The following is a 19,620-nucleotide window of genomic DNA, read 5'->3' as shown; positions in this document are numbered from 1 at the left end:
GTCTTCTCCATCGGGTGCCTCACCGGAGGTGGTGCTGGGGGGAAGCGAGGATCGCCCGCGCGACGGCGGTGATGGCCCCGTTGAACGTGGCGTCGACCTTGGCGGTCGCCGGCACGCCGGCCACCCCGAGGATCAACGCCTTCTCCTTGGCGCTCGGCTTCTGGTGCACCAGCCGCAGGGCGAGCGCGTCCACGTACGCCCCAGCCGTGGCCGGCGGCTTCGCCACCAGCTTCTCGGGCTTGGTGAACGTGAACTGGTTGCGGTAGCCGGCGAGCAGCTCACCGGCCTCGTTCCAGCCGTTGACCATGGTGCCGGCGGAGGTCCACGCCACGTAGACGTCCGGGTAGCCGTCCGGGGTGGGCTGGCCCAGCGGGTACTGGCCCAGCTCGCGCAGCTTGTCGTGGATCTGCCGCAGCCCCTGGGCGTACGCGGTCCGCTTGCTGTCACCCTGCCTGAACTCCGGCGACGCCTCCGGCGAGACGCCGAGGGTCCGGTACGTGGCGACCAGGTACTCCATCGGGCGGCGCACCTTCTGGCCGACCGCGGCCCAGAACTCCGAGGAGCTGAAGAGCGCCATCACCAGGGGCTTCACCATGCCCTTGTTGACCGTGTAGACCTTCGCCAGCCGGTCCACCAGGGACTTCGGCGGGGTGTCCGAGACGAACCGGGTGGCCAGGCTGCGGGCCACGTACCGGGCGGTCGACGGGTGCAGCGCGATGTAGCGGATGTACGCGTCGATCACCGCGTCGGCCTTCTCGGCCGAGGCGTTGGGGTGGCTGAAGCCGAGGATCTGCACCTTGCCGACGTAGTGCCGGTCGGGCCGGAAGACGTACCTGCCGTCGTCAACGCCGCGGCCGGTCTGGAGCATGGCCGCCTGCCGGACGTCCTTCTCGGTGTAGCCGCCGTCGACGCCGACCGAGTAGAGCTCCAGGTTCTCCCGGGCCAGGTTCTCGTTGATGGCGTCCTTGCGGGAGTCGACCTGGCTCAGGTAGAGCAGCAGCGCCGGGTGCTTGTTGGCCGCGACCAGCATGTCCGGGTAGCTGCCCAGGGCGTTGGCCCGGATCACGTCCCGGTCGAAGGAGTTGCGGTGGATCTCGCCGCCGTCGAAGTCGGCCGAGACGTGCAGGAAGTCGTTCCAGAAGTCGACCATCACCTCGAAGAGCTGCCGCTCCGACCAGATCTGCCGGGCGAGGGTGGCGTCGACCGTCTCCTTCTCCGGCTGCACGCCCCGCTCGTTGAGCTGGTCGCGCTGCTCGCGCAGCTGCTGGGTGTCCAGCTTGAGGCTGGGCAGGTCGGCGAGCTTCAGCTCGGCCTTCGTCGGCGCGATCTTCTCCGGGTCGAGCTGCGAGCGGATCCAGGCGTCGATGCCCATCCGCCTGATGTCGGCGATCACCTTGGGCGTGGCGCCGAAGGTGGCCCGGCTGGCGAGGTGCCGGACCGGGTCCTTGGCCAGCACCGTCTTCACCGTCACCTTGGTCTCCGCCGCGGCCGCCGCCGGGCCGGAGAAGGTCCGGCCACCGCTGGGGGCGTTCTTCTTCAGCGCCGCGCCGGCCCGCGAGCCCATGTAGGACTCGTTCTGCTCGGTGTAGGTGCGTACGGTGCTCGCCTGCTGGCCGCTGGGGCGGGCGGCGGTGCCGTCGGTGACCGTGGCGCGGGTGGCGTCCCCGGCGACCGGGGCCTCGTCGCCGCCGAAGAGGCCCCGGACCTGGGGGCTCATCGCCAGGGCGCCACCGGCGACCACGGCGGCGGTGCCGCCGAGCGCGACGAGGGCGCGCCGCCGACCGACCCGGCCGTCCCGGTCGTCGTCGTCCAGGTTGGGCAGTCCCGCGCCGGCCGGCTGGTACGGCGCCTGCGGGGCGAGGCCCTGCGGGCCCACCCACTGCGGACCACGGGCCGGCGACTGGACGGCGGTGGGGTACCCGGCGTGCGCGTACTCGGCGGGGTCGGCGGCGTACGGGTAGGCCTGCTGCTGCTCGTACGGGGTGAAGCCGTGGACGTCGCGGTACCCGTCCGAGGTGGGGTGCTGACGCCCGTCCCAGCCGCGGTCGTCCCGCGGTCGACGTGGTGGCACAGTCTGGTCGGCCATGTACCAATCCCGTTTTCTTCAAGGCGCCACACGCTGCGACCGGGGCGGAGCGAGGGTGCGGCGACTGTTGCCTGAGGAGTTGCTACGGGAAAGTAGCCAAGCCCCCAGGCCCCTTCAAGGCGGTCGCGAGCGGGCCCGGAGCGCACTTAAGGCACCGCTCACCACGCCACCCGTCTGGCCGGTTTCGCCCCCGGTGGGTCGCGACGTCCGGAGCAGGGGCGACACGGCCGGGCGCGACACCGACGTAACGTTTTCGGCTCACACGACGCTTCTCGCCACGTTCACCGGCACAGCGAAACTTAAGGAACGGATAAGCCGGTACTGAGGTCCCTCCCATCGCTGTCCGGGTCCCGTCCGGGCGGGCAAAAGTGCCAGCAGCAGGGGCGCGTGAGTCGCCGCCGCAGCGGGTAAGCCGCCGGACCGCTGAAGCCTGAGGGGAAGGCATCGCCATGCTCAGCAAAGAGGATCAGCGCAGATTCGAACAGATCACCCGGCAGCTCCGGGAGAGCGACCCGAAGTTCTTCGCGAGACTCGACCATCGGGCCCGGGCCCGACGTGGACGCTGGCTGATGCTGCTGACGGTCGTGCTGTGGGCGTCGCTGCCGGCGATGACCGTACTGGCCGGGCGGCTCGCCGGCGCGATCTGCGCCGTGGTGCTGGCGGCCAACGCCGGCCTGATGTGGCGGATGCGCCGCCGCTGGCTATGACCGCGGCGGGTCACCACACGCAGCAGCCGGTCCGAGATCCTGGACGGTCACCGTTCGCGCGGAACGGTCACTGTCCAGGATCCAGGGCGGCGTCCGCATTCACAGGTGGCCGAACTCGCGGTAGGCGCGACGCAGCCGTTCCAGCAGGCCCGGCCCGCCGATGGCCGGTGCGGGCGCGCCGAGCTGGCGCAGCAGCAGGTCCGGGCCGGTGGCCAGGCTCGGCGGCCGGTCCGGCAGGGGTACCGGGGGCAGCCAGAACCGGTCCACCGCCTCGTCCAGCGGGGCGGAGGGCAGGCCGGTGAGCACCCGCGCCGCTCCGGCGGAGGGCAGGTCCCGCCCGGGCACGCCCGGCGGCGCCGCGCCGGCACCGTCCCGGGTGGACGCTGCGGCGGCCGGCGTGGCGTCCGTTCCGGCCGCCTCGGCGCGCAGGGCGCGCAGCCGGTCGAGCAGCTCGGCGCGACCGCGACCCCGCCAGTGCAGCAGCTGGAACGGGTCGGCGTCGAACGCCTCGGCGAGCAGGTAGAACGTCGCCGCCAGATGCTTGCACGGCACCGCGAAGTCGGGGCAGCTGCACCGTTGGGTCAGCTCCCCCACCCCGCCCGGGAAGAGCGGGGCGCCGGCGGCCGCGAACACCTCCTCCAGCTCCGGCGGGAGGTCCCCGGCAAGCAGCCGGGCGCTGAAGAACGCCTGCCCGGCCAGCTCCCGCTCGACCCGGTCCCAGAGCGCCGCCGGGAAGGGTGCCAGCGCGATCGTGACCCGGTACGGCTGCGGGCGGGAGCCCTGCACGTCGGCCTCGACCCGGCCCGGGGTGACCTCGAGCCGGATCACCTGACCGCGCCGCGCGTACGACCGGCCGCGGGTCAGCCGGGTGCCGAGGGCGAACGACTCCAGCACCTCCAGGAACCGTCGGGACCACCAGGAGACCCCGATGGCGCCCCGGGTGCTGCGCGCCTTCAACCCCCCGTCGACCCGGCGCGGCCGGCCGTAGTCGGCGAACCGGCCGGCGCCGTCCGGCGGGGACCCGGGGGCGCTCACTCGACCACCGCCCCGGACTCCAACGCGAAGAGCTCGCGCAGCTGGGAGGTGGAGAGCTCGGTGACCCACTGCTCCCCGGTGCCGACCACCGAGGCGGCCAGGCCGCGCTTGTCGGCGATCATCGCGGCCACCTTCTCCTCGACGGTGCCCGCGCAGACGAACTTGCGGACCTGGACCCGCCGGCGCTGGCCGATCCGGAACGCCCGGTCGGTGGCCTGGTCCTCGACCGCCGGGTTCCACCACCGGTCGACGTGCACGACGTGGTTCGCGGCGGTCAGGGTGAGCCCGGTGCCGCCGGCCTTGAGGGAGAGTACGAAGAGCGCCGGGCCGTCCGGGGACTGGAACCGGGTGACCATCGCGTCCCGGTCAGCCTTGCCGACGCCGCCGTGCAGGAAGAGCACCTCCCGGCCGAAGCGGGCCGAGAGGTGGCCGCGGAGCATCCCGCCGAACTCGGCGTACTGGGTGAAGAGCAGGGCCTTCTCCCCCGCCGCGAGCACCTCGTCGACGATCTCCTCCAGCCGCTCCAGCTTTCCCGAGCGCCCCGGCAGCGGCGAGCCGTCGCGCAGCAGCTGGGCGGGGTGGTTGCAGACCTGCTTGAGCCGGGTCATCGTGGCCAGCACCAGGCCGCGCCGCGCCATCCCGTCGCTGGTCTCGATCTTCGCCAGCATGTCGTCGACGATCGCCCGGTAGAGCGAGGCCTGCTCGGCGGTGAGGTTGCAGACCACCTCCATCTCCAGCTTCTCCGGCAGGTCGGAGATGATCGAGGAGTCGGTCTTGAGCCGGCGCAGCACGAACGGGCCGGTGATCCGGCGCAGCCGGGCGGCGGTCTCGGCGTCGCCGTGCCGCTCGATCGGCACCGCGTACGACTGGCGGAAGCTGGCGGCCGGCCCGAGCAGCCCCGGGTTGGCGAACTGCATGATCGACCAGAGGTCGGCCAGCCGGTTCTCCACCGGCGTACCGGTGACCGCGACCCGGTGCCGCGCGGGCAGCGACCGGACCGCCTCGGCCTGCCGGGTGGAGGCGTTCTTGATCGCCTGGGCCTCGTCCACCACCACCCGGTGCCAGCCGACCGAGGCCAACGCGACGGCGTCCCGGGCGGCCACCGAGTACGTGGTCAGCACCAGGTCGGCCTGGTGCACCGCCTCCTCGAACGCCGCGCCCCGGGCCCGGTCCGCGCCGTGGTGCACATGCACCCGCAGCCCGGGGGTGAACTTCGCCGCCTCCCGCTGCCAGTTGCCGACCAGCGACATCGGGCAGACCAGCAGGGTCGGCGGCACCTCCGGCGGATCGGCGGCCAGCAGCGCGAGCAGCTGCACCGTCTTGCCCAGTCCCATGTCGTCGGCGAGCACCCCGCCCAGCCCGAGTGACTGGAGGAAGGCGAGCCAGGCCAGCCCGCGCCGCTGGTACGGCCGCAGGGTGCCCTTGAAGCCCGGCGGCGGGTCCAACGGGGTCAGCCGCCGCTCCGCCTCCCCGGCGAGCAGGTCGCCGAGGGGGCCGTCCGCGGTCACCTCCAGCACCGGCAGCGCCTCCGCCCGGTCGGCCTCGCCGAGGCCGAGCCGGAGCAGGTCGGCGACGGTCAGCTCACCGGCGGAGCGGAGCAGCCGCAGGCCGGCGGCGAGGCGCTTCGGGTCCAGCTCGACCCACCGGCCGCGCATCCGCACCAGCGGGGTCTTCAGTTCGGCGAGCGCGGCCAGCTCGTCGGCGCCGATCGTCTGGTCGCCGAGCGCCACCTCCCAGCGGTAGTCGACCAGCGCGTCCAGGCCCAGCCCACCGGAGGTGCTGGCGACGGTGCCCGGCGCGGTCCGGCTGCGCGCCTGGAGGCGGGCGCCGAGCCGGGTTGACGGGCGCTGCCACCAGGACGGCAGCAGCACCCCGAACCCGGCGGCGTGCAGCACCGGCGCGCCGTCGCGCAGGAACCGGTGGGCACCCTCGGCGTCCAGCTCCAGCTGTTCCGGCGCGGGCGTCCGCAGCGCGCCGTCCAGCTCCGGCCAGAGCCGCCCGGCCCGGCCCAGCTCGGCCAGCAGGGTCTCCTGCGGGCTGTCCAGCCGGCCGACGAGCCCGGCCAGCGTCCCCGGCGCGCGCCAGACCTGGCCGGCGTCGACGTGCAGGCCGGGCTCGTCGGCGGCCTGGAGGCCGAACTCGACCCGCCACGGGCCGCCGGGACGGACCACGGTCGACGGGTCCGCGGGGACCACCACCAGCGGCTCGACGATCTCGTCCTCGGTGGGCTCGACGAGGCGGAAACTGGCCCGGACCGCGCCACCGGCGGCGTCGCGCTGCCAGGCGTCCAGCTCGGCACGGAGGGTGGCCAGCGCGTCCGGGTCGGCGGTGAAGCCGCGGTCCGGTCCGGTCAGCGCGGCCAGCCACCGGCCCACCGCCCCGTCACGCCGGCCGCCACGGGCCAGGTCGGTGTCGACGAGCGCGACCCGGGCGGCAGCGTCGGTGAGCGCATCCAGCGCGTCGGCCGCCACCACGCCCGGTCCGGGGTCGACGGCGGCGGCCCGGGCGGCCGGTGGCAGGGCCAACGCCAGCGAGCGCGCCCAGCCGGCGTCGGTGCCGGTGAGCAGCGGCCGCCACACCGCCCGGGCGACCTCGCCGCCGGCGACCGGTAGCCACGGGTCGTCCCCCGGCGGGCCGGACCGCTCCCCCGGCGGGACGGGCACGGCCCCGGGCGGGCCGGCGGGGTCGGCGACGCCGGGCAGCAGCCGCCCGCGGGCCACCAGGTCGGCCGCGAACGAGGCCAGCTCGGCGAGATGGCGCAGGCTCGCCCCGGGTACGACCGTCCCGTCCAGGGCCGAGAGCAGGGCGTACGCGGCGTCCGGGGCGTACCGGAGGACCGGTGCCCGCCAACCGGCGAGGGTGACCGGCCCGCGGACCGGTTCCGCGACGGCGGTCCGGACCAGCTCCGGCGAATCCAGCGGCGAACCGGCCCGGGTGGGCAGGCGCAGCACCACCGTGTCGGCCTCGGCCGGCACGTCACCGAGCGCGGCGGTCAGCGTGGCGGGGTCGGCGGCGAACGGGTGAGGGCGCTCGCGCGGGGCGCGGCCGGGCCGGCGCGGCGCCCCGGGCGGCAGCGCGCTGTCCTCCGCCCAGACGGCGAGACCGGCGCCGACCAGCCACACCCCGTGGATGACCAGCACATGCTCCCCCTCGTCGACACCCGGGCCAAGGATAGGCGGCGCCGACCGGCTAGCGTCGGCGCCATGTGCGACCTTCTCGTCATCGGCGGCCTCGGCGTGGACATCCGGGCCCGGGTGCCGCAGCTCCCGCTGCCGGCGGCCGACTCGCTCACCGTCCCGCCGATCGAGCTGCGGATCGGCAACACCGGCGCCGGGGTGGCGCTGGCCGCCGCCGCGATCGGGCTGCGGGTCGCCGTGGTGGACGTGCTCGGCACCGACCCGGCCGGCGACGTGGTCCGGGCGGCGCTGGCCCGCAGCACGGTGCGGGCCGTGCTGGCCGACGACCCCGGCGGCACCCGCCGGTCGGTGAACCTGGTCGACCCGGCCGGCCGCCGGATGTCGCTCTACGACCCGCGCCCCTGGCACGGCGGAGCGCCGTTCCCGGCGGACGACCTGGCGGAGCTGGTGCGGGACGCGGCGCACGTCCACGTATCGATCATGGACTGGGCCAGGGACGCGCTCCCGGCGCTGCGCGACGCCCGCGCCGCCGGCGTGTCGCTCTCCACCGACCTGCACGACTGGGACGGCGCCAACCCCTACCACCGCCCCTTCGCCGACGCCGCCGACCTGGTCTTCGTCAGCGGCGTCCAGTTGGGTGAGCGGGCCGGGAAGGTCGCCGCCGGGCTGGCGCCGCGCACGGTCGTGGTGACCCGGGGCGCGGACGGCGCGGAGCTGCACACCGGCCAGGGCGAGCCGCTGCCGCTGGCCGCCGCCACGCCGCCCGCCGCGGTGATCGACACCAACGGCGCCGGGGACGCCTTCGCCGCCGGGCTCATCGCCGGCCGGCTGCGCGGCGCGGCGCTGCCGGAGGCGGCCGGGTACGCCGCCCGGGTGGCCGCCGCCGCCTGCACCCACGACGGCATGGAGTACCCCGCGGGCCTGCTGCCGCGCGCCTGAGCTGGCCGCCGGGACACCGGGTCCGAGCTCGCCGGCCTCGCCCCACTGCCCCGGCAAATCCTGCGAGCCGGCGGCGGCCGGGGCAGGATGGGCGCATGGCTTCGAACGTGCGGATCCCCCTGGTGGACGGCCCGGCCGACGGCGAGACGGTCGACGTCGAGCTGGACAGCAACGACCGCCCCCCGCTGACCCACCACCACATGGGGCCGCACGGCCTGGCCGAGGCGCAGATCTACGAGCTGGAGACGGTCGACCACGACGCCCGGCGCTGGTGCTACCGCTGGCGCGGCCCGGCGGTCTGAGGCCGCGAGGGCGTCAGACGACCGCCCGGGACAGGCTCCGGGAGCGGATGCTCTCCAGCACCGCCCGGGTGACGTGGGAGGTGCCGCGGGCCTGGTCGCAGACCTCGGCGACCCGCCGCGCGGTGGACTCCGCCCGGGACTCCCGCTCGTCCCAGAGCCGGTCGACCTCGGCCAGCAGCGGACCCTCGACCTCCCGCTGCACCCCGCGCAGCGCCGGCACCCCGAGCCGCTGGGCCAGGTCGAAGACCTTGCCGGCGTACGGCAGCGGCAGGAACGGCGTGCCCACCATGGCGGCGAAGATCAGGAAGTGCAGCCGCATGCCGACCGCCAGGTCGAAGTGCCTCATCAGGCCGAGCACCTGCCGGGGCGAGTAGTCGCCGTGCAGGATCCGGCCCCGCTCGGCGGCGATCATGTGGGAGAGCACCCCGTGCGAGTGGCGGATGTCGTCGCGCTCCATCGGCACGAAGAGCACGTACGCGTCGATCCGGTGCACCAGGAAGTCGCCGATCTGGGCGAGCAGCCGGTGGTACCCGTCGACGTCGAGCCGCTCGGCGGCCCGGCCGGGCTCTCGGACGCTCAGCCCCACCAGACGCGCCCCGGCGGGCACCCCCTCCTCCCGCAGCAGCTGAGCCGGGAAGTCCTCCGGTTCGAGCAGGAACGCCGGGTCGGCGGTGACGGTGATCGGATTGACCAGTCCGGCCTCCTCCAGCACCATCCGGGACTCCTGGTCCCGGACGGTCACCTCGGTGGCGGCGGAGAGGGTCTCCCGGACCATGCCGGTGTCCACCGCGTCCGACAGCGGCCCGACCCCCACCGCGTACGTGAGCAGGGGCAGTCCCCGTTCCTGGGCGACCCGGACGACCCGCAGGTAGCGCCGCGCCTCCTTGTCGTAGAGGATGCCGCCGCCGCCGAGGATGAGCAGGTCCAGCTCGGCCAGCACCTGGGCCGAGTCGACCCGGCTGACCCCCTCCCAGGGCACCGCCTCCACGTCGGGGTGGGCCAGCGCGGTGTGCGCCGGATTCCGGGAGAAGACAATGATCCGGGCGTTCGGCTCCTGCTGGCGCAGGTCCGCCAGGAGCCCGCTGAGGATCGCCTCGTCGCCGAGGTTCCGCCCGCCGTACGAGCCGAGCACACCGATGGTCAGGCCGGTGGCGTCCGTCATCCTCACTCCTCCCGGGTACGTCGGGGCGCGGTTTCCCGCTGCGCGGGTGGACATACCTCAGGCGCGCGGGAGCGGGCCGGTCCGGACACCGATCTCGGACGGCGACGGGCCACGCGACCGGGTCGGAACAGGGCGGCGACGACGTAATCTGCTTGCCCGGGCCACGGCTGCGGGTCACCGTGGGTGACATGGACGGCCTGACGAAGACCCGGCTCGACTGGGTCGACCTGCCCGCGCACGTCCGGTCCGCCGTGGAGGGGATCCTCGGCGACCGGGTGGTCGAGGCCGTCTCGCAGCCCGGCGGCTACTCCCCCGGCACGGCTGACCGGGTCCGCACCGCTGGTGGCCGGCGGGCGTTCGTCAAGGCGGTCAGCCCGGCGCAGAACGGGGACTCCCCCGGGATGCACCGCACCGAGGCCCGCAACACCGCCGCCCTTCCCGCGTACGCGCCGACCCCCCGGCTGCTGGGCTGCCACGACGACGGCGAGTGGGTGGCGCTGGTCCTCGCCGACGTCGACGGCCGGCACCCGGCGACGCCGTGGCGGCCCGACGAGCTCGACGCGGTGCTCGGCGCGCTGGAGACCATGTCCGCCGCGCTCACCCCGAGCCCGGTCGCGCACGCGCCGACCGCCGCCGAACATCTGGCGTACGACTTCGCCGGCTGGCAGCGGATCGCCGCCGACCCGCCGGCCGGCCTCGACCCGTGGGCCCGGGCCCACCTGGACGAGCTGTGCGCCGCGGCGGACCGGGGCATCGCGGCGCTCGGCGGCGACACGCTCTGCCACCTCGACGTCCGGGCCGACAACCTGCTGGTGGACGCGGCCGGCGCGGTGACCGTGGTCGACTGGCCGTGGGCCAGCCGGGGACCGGCCTGGTTGGACACCGCCCTGCTGCTGGTCAACGTGCGGCTGCACGGCGGCCACGACACCGAGGCGCTGCTCCGCCGGTCGCCGCTCACCGCCGACGTCGACCCCCACGCCCTGACCGGCGTGTACGCCGGGCTGGCCGGCTTCTTCGCCGACGCGGCCCGGCGGCCGGCGCCGCTGGGCATCCCCACCGTGCGGGCGTTCCAGCAGGCCCAGGCGGACGCCCTGCTGCCCTGGGTCGCCCAGCGGCTGGGCCAGGCCGTCGACCCGCCGACCGGCCCCCGGGAGGCTCAGCCCGGCGAGCGGACCTCGTGGGTGAGGAACGGCAGCACGGCCCCGGGCAGTGCCGGCGAGGCGACGATGTCGTAGTGGGTCAGGCCGGGCAGCACGGCCAGCCGGGCCGCGGGCCGGTCGGCGCCGTCCCAGCCGGCGTCCCGGTGGCCGCCGCCGAGCAGGCCGAAGAACTCCGCCATGTGGGTCACCGGAATCGAGTCCGCGTCGGCGTAGACCAGCATGGTGGGTACCGTGAGGGCGGCCACCTCCGCCGACCAGTCGTACTCCCGGCGCAGCAGGTCACCGGTCTTGGCCCAGAGGGCCGGCCAGTCCTGCGGGCGGGGCGCGAGCCGCTCGTAGAGCTGGTGCATGGGCGTGCCGCGCATCTGCTCGCCGACCCGCTCGTCCTGGGTCGCCATCGCGGCGAGCACCTCCGGGTACCAGCCTCGCCGCCGGCAGGGCACGGAGACCAGCACCAGCCGGCGGAGCAGCCCGGGATGCTGGATCGCGGTACGCAGCGCGACGCCGCCGCCGAGGGAGTAGCCCAGCACGTCCGTCCCGGGCAGGCCCAGGTGGTGGATCAGCGCCGCGACGTCGTCGGCCATCGACTCGTACCGCAGTGGACGGTCCACGTCGGCGGTGCGGCCGTGCCCCTGGAGGTCCACGGCGATCACCTGCCGCCGCGCGGCGAGCGCCGGCAGGACCGGGGCGAACATCTCCACCGCCCCGTAGCCGCCGTGCAGCAGCACCAGCGGGTGGCCGCTGCCGTGGACCTCGTACCACAGGCGCAGCCCGTTGACGTCCGCGTAGCTCATCGGGCGCCTCCCTCCGGTCGTGTCCCGTACCCACCGGGTACCACGTCGTGGGCGCCGATCACGTACCGGCGCAGTTCCCCGTCCGCCCGGGCGGAGCGTACGGCGGTGGGGGTTCGCCGCAGGCCCGCCTTCTCCAGCACCCCGACCGAGGCCACGTTGGCCGGGTCGACGTCCGCGACCACGGTACGCACGCCGGGCAGGGTGAGCGCGAAGGCGACGATCGCCCGGGCCGCCTCGGTGGCGTACCCGAGGCGGCGGCGGGACGGCACGACGCCGTAGCCGAACTCGACCACGCCGTCGGTGGGCGGCCAGAACAGCCCGATCGCGCCGACCACCAGGCCGGTGTCGCGTTCGAGGAGCTGGCGGTGGCCGTACGGGTGCTGGCGCTCCGGGTCGGCCGCGAGCTGGCCGACTCTGATCCGGTCCACCTCGGACGGGAAGTCGGCCGCCCAGTGCGGCAGTCGGGCGCCGGCGACGACGGCGGTGATCTCGGGGACCGACCACGGCCGCAGCACGAGGCGGTCGGTGGTCAGGTCGGTGTCACAGGGTGCGGGTACCACGCGGATCTCCTGGTCACGAGGAGCGACCGGGTCGCGGGCTTCAGCGCGACGCGACCCGGATGAGGGCATGATGCGGCGACTCCTGGTGTCCCATGGCCTCATCCTCCTCGCTGCCGGTCGCGGACGCCCGCGCCGTCGGACCGTACCAGCGCGACGGCCGGCACGCGCACGGCTTTTCGGCCCGACGCCGGTCCGGGTGTCAGCCGACCCGGTCGGCGAGCACGCCCCCGATCGGCCGTCGCGATGGTCTGACGGCACGCCTGCCTGCCGGGGCGGGCCCGGGAAGGAGCGGGGCGGAACTGGTGGGTGACACGGCCGTCGCCGGCATGGGAAGCTACCGGCCGGTAACGTCGTCGACGGAAGGCAGCGAGATGACGGACGTGGCGGATCCCAGCTGGCCGAAGCCGGCGGCGCTCGACCCAGCCGTCGCGCGCCACGCCTGGCGGGTGACCGAGCCCCTGCACGGGATGATCTACTTCGTGCCCGAGGCGCACGAGCGGTACGCGGCCCTCGGCATCGCCGAGCCGGCCGGCTACTTCGCCTCCCGGGCGGCTGCCCTGGGGCCGGTCGGCCCCGGCCCGGTCGTCGCGACCTTCTTCAACTTCAATCCGGACCTCGTCGCCCGGGTGCTGCCGGCCGCCTGGGAGCGGGCGACGCCGGCGGCCGTGCTGACGGCCCGGCTGGAGGCCGCCGGTGCGGCGCTGACCCGCGCGCTCGGCGACGCGGTGCACGGCCCGGAGATGGTCGAGGCCGCCGAGCTGGCCCGTCGCGCGGCCGAGTCCGCGACCGCCCACCCCGAGGGGCGGCCACTGTTCGCCGCCCACGCCGCGCTGCCCTGGCCGGAGCAGCCGCACCTGATTCTCTGGCAGGCCCAGACGTTGCTACGGGAGTTCCGCGGCGACGGGCACGTGGCCGCCCTGGTGCTCGCCGGCCTGACCGGGTTGGAGGCACTGGTGCTGCACGCCGCGTCCGGCGAGGTGCCGGTCCGCTTCCTGCGTCGCACCCGTGGCTGGAGCGGCGAGCAGTGGGCCGACGCGGTCGAAGGGCTGCGCGGGCGCGGATTGATCGAGGGCGACGAGCCGGCCCTGAGCGACCGCGGGCGGGCGCAGCGTGCGTGGATCGAGGCGGCCACCGACCGGCTCGCCACCCCCGCGTACGCGGTGCTCGGCGCCGAGGGGTGTGCCCGCCTCGCCGAGCTGACCCGGCCGATGAGCCGGGCGGTGGTCGGCGCGGGACTCCTCAACGTCGACAACGCCGTGCCCTCGCGGGTGGCGTCCCGCTCGACCTGATCGCGGCCCGGTTCCTCTGCGGTCCCGGCGCCGAGACGTTGACCTCCCTGTCTCAGGCGATGATGCCGCGGCGACGGGCCTCGGCCACGGCGGTGGTGCGGTTGTCGACCCGGAGTTTGGCGAACACCTGGACCAGGTGGGACTTGACGGTGGCCTCGGTGATGAACAGGGCCCGCCCGATGGCCTGGTTGGACAGTCCGTCGGCGACCATGGACAGGATCTCGGTTTCCCGGGCGGTCAGTGCCGGTTGTGGGGAGCGGGTGCGTTCGACCAGCCGGGTGGCCACCGAGGGGGCCAGCACGGTCCGACCGGCGGCGGTGTCGTGCACGGCGCGGCGCAGCTGCTCGGGGGCGGCGTCCTTGAGCAGGTAGCCGGTGGCGCCGGCGGCGATGGCGGGCAGGATGTCGGCGTCGCGGTCGTACGTGGTCAGGATCAGCACCCGCGGGGGGTCGGGCAGGCGGCGGATGCGGGCGGTGGCTTCGGCGCCGTCGATTCCGCCGCCGAGCTGCAGGTCCATCAGCACGACGTCGGGCCGCAGGGCCCGGGCCTGGGCGACGCCGTCGTCGCCGGTGGCGGCCTCGCCGACCACGATGATCGCCGGGTCGGTGCCGAGTGCGGCGCGTAGCCCGCCCCGCACGACCGGATGGTCATCGACGAGCAGGACCCGGATCTCAGTCATCGGTGGGCTCCCGGCGGGGCACGGTGAGGTTGAGGGCGGTGCCGCGCCGGGGCGCGGAGTCGATCTCGACGCTGCCGCCGACCTCGGCGGCGCGAGCGCGCAAGCCGGTCAGGCCCAGCCCGGTGCCGGTGCTGGGCCCCATGGGCAGGAGGGGGTCGAAGCCGACGCCGTCGTCGACGACGTCGAGGCTGAGGGTGTCGGGCAGGAAGGTCAGCGTCACCTCCACCCGCCGTGCCCGGGCGTGGGCGCGCACGTTGGCCAGCGCTTCCTGGGCGCCGCGCAGCACCGCCACCGCTGCCGGCGTGGGCACCGGGACCGGTTCGCCCTCCACGTGCAGCCGGGCGACCAGGCCCGGCTGGTCGGCCACGATGCGGCTCAGCGCATCGGGCAGCGACCGGCCGGCCAGCTCGGCAGGCGTCAGATCGCGGACCAGCCGGCGGGTGTCGGTGAGTGCGGTACGGGCGGCGGCGATCGCGGTGTCGAGCTGGGCGCGCAGTGCCGCGGCCAGGGTGGGATCGGTGTCGCGGGCGGTGCGCAGGACCAGCACGATGCTGGTCAGGCTCTGGGTGACGGTGTCGTGGATCTCGCGGGCCAGCCGTTCGCGTTCGGACAGCACCCCGGCCCGCCGCTCGGACGCGGCCAGCCGGTCACGGGTGGCGGTCAGCTGGTCGATCAGCGCCGCCCGCTGCCGCACCTGCTCGGCCAGGTCCCGGTAGACCACGGTGATGACCACCGCCACCGTCGCACCCACCAGCGGCCCCACCACCGTCGCCGAGTCCAGCCGACCCCGGTCCAGCGCGATCGCGGTGACGGCACCGGCGGTGACCACCACCACCGCCGGCACCGAGAGCACCAACGGCAGCATCTGGGTGTAGAGCAGGAACAGCGGGAACGCCAGCCACACGAAGCTCACCGAGGCGGCGACCAGCCCGGCCCAGCCCGCGGTCAGCACCACCAGCCACCCGGCGGCCCACCGGCGGGCCCGGCTGCGGCGGGCCAGCACCACTCCCGCGGCGTACCAGCCGGCCAGCCCGACCGCGCCGCCGGCCAGCAGCCAGCGCCGCGGCCCCGCCTCCGCGCCGATCACACCGACGAGCAGCAGCACCGCGAAGAGCACGTGCTCGCTGCGGCGCAGCAGCACCAACGCGACCGGACGCGACCAGGCGGCAGACATGGTGCCGATCACGCTAGCCGCCCCACTCGTCGTACGACGCGTTTCGGCGGGTGGGGACGCGGCGGCGGCTCATCGTCCCGACACGTCGACGGCCCGCGCGGGCAGCGTTCCGGTGACCTCGCCCCCGCCAGCAGGCTGCCGGGTTGCCCGGTGGCGCAGCCGGCCCGGCCACCAGATCCGGTCACCGGCCAGGGCCACCACCGCGGGAACCACGATGCTGCGTACCAGCAGGGTGTCGATCAGCACGCCGAGCCCGACGATCAACCCCAACTGGGCGAGCATGGTCAGCGGCAGCACCCCCAGAGCGGCGAACACGCCGGCCAGCACCAGCCCGGCGCTGGTGATCACGGCGCCGTTGTGGGTGACCGCCTCCACCACCCCGCCGCGGGTACCGTGCGCGGCTGCCTCCTGCCGGGTGCGGTGGGCGAGGAAGATCGTGTAGTCGATGCCGAGTGCGACCAGGAAGAGGAACGCCACCAGCGGCACGTTGACATCCAGCGCCGGGAACCCGAAAACGCGGGTGCCCACGAACGTTCCCACCCCGATCGACGCGACCGCCGCCGCCAGGTTCACCGCCACCAGCAGCAGCGGAGCCACCAGCGCCCGCAACAGCAGAGCGAGCAGCACGAACGCCACGGCCAGGATCAGCGGCGCGATGGTGAGCAGATCGTCGCGGAACGCGACACGCACGTCCAGGGCCTGCGCGTCCTGGCCGCCCACCAGCGCGTCGGCGCCCGGCACCGTTCGCACCGCCGCGCGCAGCTCGCGTACGGTGTCCAACCCGGCGGCGCTGCCCGGCTGGGCCGAGCCGACCACGGCCAGCCTGGCCAGCCCGTCGGCGGTCCCGGCCGGGCGCACCGAGGTCACCCCCGGTACCCGGAGCGCGGCCTCGGTGACCGCCTCCGCGGTCGAGGAGTTGGCGATCACGGTCAGCGGCGCCGACTCACCGGCCGGAAAATGGCGGGCGAGCGCCTGCAGCCCGGCTGCGGACTCCGACGGAACCCTGAACTGCTCGAGCTGGCTGAGGCCCACCCGGGCGCCGATCAGCCCGCCGGCCGCCACCGCGAGCACCAGCAGCGAGGCGGCCAGCACCGGCCCCGGCCGCCGGGTCACCGCTTCCGCCGTACGCCGCCACACCCGTCCCGCCGCCGGCTCGGCGCCGACCCTCGGCACGAACGGCCAGAACAGCCGCCGTCCGCACACCGCCAGCGCGGCGGGCAGCATCAGCAGCGCGAACGCCAGCGCGATCACCAGTCCGGCCGCGGCGGCCAGTCCCAGTCCACGGGTGCCGGGCATCGCGGCCAGCAACAGGGTCGACAGCGATGCCACCACGGTGAGGTTGCTCGCCACGATGGCCGGACCGGTGGCGCGCACCGCCGCGGCCAGCGCCGCCCGGTGATCGTCGCTGCGGTGGAGTTCCTCGCGGTAGCGGGAGATCAGCAGCAGGGCGTAGTTCGTGCCGGCACCGAAGACCAGCACGCTGATGATCCCGGCGTCGAACGGCAGTTTCGCCACCTCGCCGAGCTCCGCCGTCACCACCGCGGCGACCTGATCGGCCAGACCCACCACCACCAGCGGCACCAGCCACAGGATCGGCGACCGGTAGGTGAGCAGGAGCAGCAGTGCCACGATGCCGATCGTGACCGCAAGCAACGTGACGTTCGCCCCGTCGAACGCCGAGGCGATGTCGGCCCCGAACGCCGGCCCACCGGTGATCCGCACCGTCAGCGCCGCCGGTGCGTCCTCCCGCGCCGCGACGCGCAGCCGGTGGACGGTGTCGGCGATCTGCTCGCTCGACCGGTCGACGTCGACCTTCACGGTCACCACCGTCGCCCTGCCGTCCTCGGACCGGATCGGTGGCAAGGCCGGCCGATCCACGTCCTCCGCCAACTTCTGCCCCACGTTCGTGGCGGCGGCCAGGTCGTCGTCGGTCAACGTGCCGCCGTCGTGGCGGGTGAACACCGCCACCACCGGCGCCAGCCCGTGGTGCGGGAAGCGCTTCTCGATCTGCTGCGCCCGGGCCGCCTCCGACCCGGTCGGCAACGCCTTGCCCGCGCCCGGCGCCTGGGCCCCCCGCAGCGCTCCGGTGGCCGCCGCCGCCACGACCAGGCCCGCCACCAGGACGAGCCATGCGGTCCTGCGGCCGGCCACCAGCCGCGCCACACGGTGCCATACGCCTGCCATCAGAGTCCCCTTGTCGAATCGCCGCCACACATCCGACACCCACGCTAGGAGCGCAGCTCACCGGTGACCTGGCGCGAAAGTGGAGACCTCGAACCCAACGAAAGTCGCAGGTGCTCGGGCGGCGGTTCACAGGCACGAACTGCGCCGGCACGCGGCTGACCGACCGCGGGTGAGCTGCACCCGATGTCCCGGCGAGCCGCACAAAATGCCAGTTCAGGCTGAATGATCGGCGGACCTGCCCCGACTGATCCGGCTCGCCGGATCAGTCGCTGGTGGGCGACAGACGATTACTGCGCCGGGGGTGCCGCACTGTCTGCCTGGCGATAGAGGTCCGCGGCGATGGCGTCCCAGTCCGGGCCGAAGGCGTAGAGGTCGCTGGCCGCCACACGCAACAGTTCGACGTCGTCCGGCCGTTGGAGGCAGGCGAGCCGGAACGCGAGATTCCGTGCCCAGGCCGGAAGACCCATCCAGTCCTCCTCCAACAGCACCTTCAGCATCTCCACGATCTCGTCGGCCGACGCGAAGGTCACGACCTCGACGTACGCGCTGGCGACCCGATCGCTGTGTCTCTGGGTGAGCAACCGGGCCAACTCGAGCAGCGGCATGCGCTCCGGCGCGAAGGGCGGCGCCGCAGGAGCCTCCCGGGATCGCACCCTGGAAGCCCTGCCGAGCACCGCACGGAGCCATCTGACGGCTGTCACGGCTTGAAGCTAGTCCAGTCAGAGCGACCGTCAGGCCAGCTTGACGTCAGGGTGACCTGACGGAAGACTGAGCCGCATGACCCCAGACGAGGCGGAGCGGCAATTCACGCTCCTGACGGCGGCGGCCCGGTTCGACGAGCTGCGGCGGCGCGACTCACTGGCACCGCCGGGGCTGGAGGACCCAGATCCGCAGGCGGAGCCGCTGAGCAGAGAGGAGGCGTTGGAGCTGCTCGCGCTCGGCGAGGTGCTCATCCGCAAGGCGGGATATGGGCGGCAGTTGTCGGTCCGAACGGCCCGTGCCACCGGCGCCTCCTGGGCACAGATCGGCACCGCGCTCGGCACCACCAAGCAGTCCGCTTGGGAGACCCACATGAGGTGGCTGGAAGAGCAGGAGGACCCCGATGAGTGACGACATGACGGCTCTGCACCCGTTCCGACTGGAGGTACCGGAAGCTGAGCTGGCAGACCTGCGGGACCGGCTCGCGCGGGCCCGCTGGCCGCAGCAGCTACCCGGCACCGGCTGGAGCCGCGGCGTACCGGCGGATTACCTGAAGGAGCTAAGCGACTACTGGCTCACCAAGTACGACTGGAGAGCACACGAGGCCCGGCTCAACCAGATCCCGCAGTTCACCACCGTCATCGACGGGGCGACAATCCACTTCCTGCACGCCCGCTCACCCGAACCGAATGCGCTGCCGCTCATCATCACCCACGGGTGGCCCGGCTCGGTGGCGGAGTTCCTCAACGTCATTGGCCCGCTCACCGATCCACGCCGGCACGGCGGAGACCCGTCCGACGCCTTTCACATCGTGGCGCCCTCCATCCCTGGCTTCGGGCTGTCCGGACCCGTCTCCGAGCCGGGCTGGGACGTACCACGGATCGCCCGGGCATGGGCCGAGCTGATGCGCCGACTCAGCTACCACCGCTACGGCGGCCAAGGCGGCGACTGGGGGCACGCCATCACCCGGGAACTGGGCATCATCGACGCGGATCGCCTCATCGGGGTGCACCTCAACACCGTGCTCACCCTGCCCTCAGGTGATCCGGCCGAGGCGGCAGCGCTCTCCGACGAGGATCGAGCCCGGCTGGAGCACTTCTCCCGGGTCGAGCCGGAACTGTCCGGCTACGCGAGAATCCAAGGCAGCCGGCCGCAGACCCTGGCTTACGGGTTGACCGACTCCCCTGTCGGCCAGCTCGCCTGGATCGTCGAGAAGTTTATGGAGTGGACCGACTCGAAGCAGTCACCAGACGATGCCGTCGATCGTGATCACCTGCTGACCAACGTCATGTTGTACTGGCTCACCGGCACCGCTGGCACCTCGGCCAACCTCTACTACGAGGCCTTCCACCCGGCGACGCCACCGGCCAACCAGCGGTCACGCACACCCACGGGCGTCGCCGTCTTCCCGGGTGACGCCGTGCTGCCCGTACGGCGGTTGGCAGAACGGGACAACCACATCGTTCTCTGGCACGAGTTCGACCGTGGTGGTCACTTCGCCGCGATGGAACAGCCCGACCTGCTCGTCCGTGACATTCGCGCCTTCTTCGGTCAGCTCCGGCGACAGGAGCCGTCCAGCGAGGAGCGTTGACCCTGCAATGGGAAACGCTGCGATAGCTGAGCGAGGCGATCGCCCCGACCGGTTGATGTCAGGGACCCGCCCGTCCAAGCGAAAGAGCTCGGAGCCTCGCTTGTAAGTTCTGGGCACTTCGT

The 19,620-nt window shown here is 74.2% G+C and carries 17 protein-coding genes; 7 read left to right on the top strand and 10 right to left on the bottom strand.

Annotation, left to right across the window (positions count from 1 at the left end; all coding sequences use genetic code 11):
• Window positions 1-19: 19 nt before the first annotated feature.
• The gene (locus V6U81_RS07375) at window positions 20-2,086 is read right to left on the bottom strand and encodes a DUF1800 domain-containing protein (protein WP_334485801.1); all 2,067 of its coding nucleotides are present in this window, start codon (window positions 2,084-2,086) and stop codon (window positions 20-22) included.
• Between the two features lie 449 nt (window positions 2,087-2,535).
• On the opposite strand from V6U81_RS07375, the gene V6U81_RS07370 reads away from it, so the two are divergent.
• Window positions 2,536-2,793: a DUF3040 domain-containing protein gene (locus tag V6U81_RS07370; protein WP_334485799.1), complete on the top strand. Its 258-nt coding sequence runs from the start codon at window positions 2,536-2,538 to the stop codon at window positions 2,791-2,793.
• Between the two features lie 99 nt (window positions 2,794-2,892).
• Here the strand turns inward: V6U81_RS07370 and V6U81_RS07365 are convergent, their stop codons facing one another.
• Complete coding sequence (locus V6U81_RS07365; RefSeq protein WP_334485797.1) at window positions 2,893-3,828, bottom strand: SWIM zinc finger family protein; 936 nt, start codon at window positions 3,826-3,828, stop codon at window positions 2,893-2,895.
• Window positions 3,825-6,968: an SNF2-related protein gene (locus tag V6U81_RS07360; protein WP_334485795.1), complete on the bottom strand. Its 3,144-nt coding sequence runs from the start codon at window positions 6,966-6,968 to the stop codon at window positions 3,825-3,827. The genes V6U81_RS07365 and V6U81_RS07360 overlap by 4 nt, the downstream gene beginning before the upstream one ends.
• 63 nt (window positions 6,969-7,031) lie before the next feature.
• Between V6U81_RS07360 and V6U81_RS07355 the strand changes: the two genes are divergently transcribed.
• The gene (locus tag V6U81_RS07355) at window positions 7,032-7,904 is read left to right on the top strand and encodes a carbohydrate kinase family protein (RefSeq protein WP_334485793.1); all 873 of its coding nucleotides are present in this window, start codon (window positions 7,032-7,034) and stop codon (window positions 7,902-7,904) included.
• Between the two features lie 95 nt (window positions 7,905-7,999).
• Complete coding sequence (locus V6U81_RS07350) at window positions 8,000-8,206, top strand: hypothetical protein (RefSeq protein WP_334485791.1); 207 nt, start codon at window positions 8,000-8,002, stop codon at window positions 8,204-8,206.
• A 13-nt stretch (window positions 8,207-8,219) separates the two neighbouring features.
• On the opposite strand, the gene V6U81_RS07345 is transcribed toward V6U81_RS07350, so the two are convergent.
• Window positions 8,220-9,368, bottom strand: coding sequence for a polysaccharide pyruvyl transferase family protein (locus tag V6U81_RS07345; RefSeq protein ID WP_334485789.1), 1,149 nt, complete (start codon window positions 9,366-9,368; stop codon window positions 8,220-8,222).
• Window positions 9,369-9,556: 188 nt separating this feature from the next.
• Here V6U81_RS07345 and V6U81_RS07340 point away from each other — a divergent pair, with 188 nt between their 5' ends.
• Window positions 9,557-10,603, top strand: a complete 1,047-nt coding sequence (locus tag V6U81_RS07340) for a phosphotransferase family protein (protein ID WP_334485787.1) — start codon at window positions 9,557-9,559, stop codon at window positions 10,601-10,603.
• On the opposite strand, the gene V6U81_RS07335 is transcribed toward V6U81_RS07340, so the two are convergent.
• Together V6U81_RS07335 and V6U81_RS07330 are read right to left on the bottom strand one after the other, a co-directional pair.
• Window positions 10,525-11,322 (bottom strand): alpha/beta fold hydrolase, encoded by a 798-nt coding sequence (locus tag V6U81_RS07335; RefSeq protein WP_334485785.1) that lies wholly within the window; start codon window positions 11,320-11,322, stop codon window positions 10,525-10,527. The genes V6U81_RS07340 and V6U81_RS07335 overlap by 79 nt on opposite strands.
• Entirely contained in the window at window positions 11,319-11,882 is a 564-nt protein-coding gene (locus V6U81_RS07330; RefSeq protein WP_334485783.1) for a GNAT family N-acetyltransferase, read from the bottom strand. The genes V6U81_RS07335 and V6U81_RS07330 overlap by 4 nt, the downstream gene beginning before the upstream one ends.
• Window positions 11,883-12,253: 371 nt before the next feature.
• Here V6U81_RS07330 and V6U81_RS07325 point away from each other — a divergent pair, with 371 nt between their 5' ends.
• Window positions 12,254-13,171: an SCO6745 family protein gene (locus tag V6U81_RS07325; RefSeq protein ID WP_334485781.1), complete on the top strand. Its 918-nt coding sequence runs from the start codon at window positions 12,254-12,256 to the stop codon at window positions 13,169-13,171.
• Between the two features lie 52 nt (window positions 13,172-13,223).
• Here the strand turns inward: V6U81_RS07325 and V6U81_RS07320 are convergent, their stop codons facing one another.
• The 4 genes from V6U81_RS07320 to V6U81_RS07305 all read right to left on the bottom strand — a co-directional run bounded on the left by V6U81_RS07320 (window position 13,224) and on the right by V6U81_RS07305 (window position 17,813).
• Entirely contained in the window at window positions 13,224-13,850 is a 627-nt protein-coding gene (locus V6U81_RS07320) for a response regulator (protein WP_334485779.1), read from the bottom strand.
• Window positions 13,843-15,024: a sensor histidine kinase gene (locus V6U81_RS07315; protein ID WP_334485777.1), complete on the bottom strand. Its 1,182-nt coding sequence runs from the start codon at window positions 15,022-15,024 to the stop codon at window positions 13,843-13,845. Before V6U81_RS07315 ends, V6U81_RS07320 begins: the two co-directional genes overlap by 8 nt.
• Window positions 15,025-15,093: 69 nt before the next feature.
• Window positions 15,094-17,208, bottom strand: a complete 2,115-nt coding sequence (locus V6U81_RS07310) for an MMPL family transporter (RefSeq protein ID WP_334485775.1) — start codon at window positions 17,206-17,208, stop codon at window positions 15,094-15,096.
• A 287-nt stretch (window positions 17,209-17,495) separates the two neighbouring features.
• On the bottom strand, window positions 17,496-17,813 hold the full coding sequence (locus V6U81_RS07305; protein WP_334485773.1) for a hypothetical protein: 318 nt from the start codon (window positions 17,811-17,813) through the stop codon (window positions 17,496-17,498).
• A gap of 172 nt (window positions 17,814-17,985) precedes the next feature.
• On the opposite strand from V6U81_RS07305, the gene V6U81_RS07300 reads away from it, so the two are divergent.
• Both V6U81_RS07300 and V6U81_RS07295 read left to right on the top strand, forming a co-directional pair.
• A complete protein-coding gene (locus tag V6U81_RS07300) occupies window positions 17,986-18,318 on the top strand; it encodes a hypothetical protein (protein WP_334485771.1) in 333 nt (110 codons plus the stop codon).
• Window positions 18,311-19,498, top strand: a complete 1,188-nt coding sequence (locus V6U81_RS07295) for an epoxide hydrolase family protein (protein ID WP_420883988.1) — start codon at window positions 18,311-18,313, stop codon at window positions 19,496-19,498. Before V6U81_RS07300 ends, V6U81_RS07295 begins: the two co-directional genes overlap by 8 nt.
• Window positions 19,499-19,620 lie beyond the last annotated feature (122 nt).

This window comes from Micromonospora lacuserhaii, from assembly GCF_036902735.1.
Lineage (GTDB): Bacteria > Actinomycetota > Actinomycetes > Mycobacteriales > Micromonosporaceae > Micromonospora.
The sequence above is the reverse complement of the archived record's forward strand: the minus strand, read 5'-3'. Positions and strand labels throughout refer to the sequence as shown.

Coding starts and splice junctions, on each gene's coding strand:
- V6U81_RS07375 (WP_334485801.1), bottom strand. CDS start 2,086: ATGGCCGACCAGACTGTGCCACCACGTCGACCGCGGGACGACCGCGGC.
- V6U81_RS07370 (WP_334485799.1), top strand. CDS start 2,536: ATGCTCAGCAAAGAGGATCAGCGCAGATTCGAACAGATCACCCGGCAG.
- V6U81_RS07355 (WP_334485793.1), top strand. CDS start 7,032: ATGTGCGACCTTCTCGTCATCGGCGGCCTCGGCGTGGACATCCGGGCC.
- V6U81_RS07350 (WP_334485791.1), top strand. CDS start 8,000: ATGGCTTCGAACGTGCGGATCCCCCTGGTGGACGGCCCGGCCGACGGC.
- V6U81_RS07345 (WP_334485789.1), bottom strand. CDS start 9,368: ATGACGGACGCCACCGGCCTGACCATCGGTGTGCTCGGCTCGTACGGC.
- V6U81_RS07340 (WP_334485787.1), top strand. CDS start 9,557: ATGGACGGCCTGACGAAGACCCGGCTCGACTGGGTCGACCTGCCCGCG.
- V6U81_RS07335 (WP_334485785.1), bottom strand. CDS start 11,322: ATGAGCTACGCGGACGTCAACGGGCTGCGCCTGTGGTACGAGGTCCAC.
- V6U81_RS07325 (WP_334485781.1), top strand. CDS start 12,254: ATGACGGACGTGGCGGATCCCAGCTGGCCGAAGCCGGCGGCGCTCGAC.
- V6U81_RS07320 (WP_334485779.1), bottom strand. CDS start 13,850: ATGACTGAGATCCGGGTCCTGCTCGTCGATGACCATCCGGTCGTGCGG.
- V6U81_RS07315 (WP_334485777.1), bottom strand. CDS start 15,024: ATGTCTGCCGCCTGGTCGCGTCCGGTCGCGTTGGTGCTGCTGCGCCGC.
- V6U81_RS07310 (WP_334485775.1), bottom strand. CDS start 17,208: ATGGCAGGCGTATGGCACCGTGTGGCGCGGCTGGTGGCCGGCCGCAGG.
- V6U81_RS07305 (WP_334485773.1), bottom strand. CDS start 17,813: ATGCCGCTGCTCGAGTTGGCCCGGTTGCTCACCCAGAGACACAGCGAT.
- V6U81_RS07300 (WP_334485771.1), top strand. CDS start 17,986: ATGACCCCAGACGAGGCGGAGCGGCAATTCACGCTCCTGACGGCGGCG.
- V6U81_RS07295 (WP_420883988.1), top strand. CDS start 18,311: ATGAGTGACGACATGACGGCTCTGCACCCGTTCCGACTGGAGGTACCG.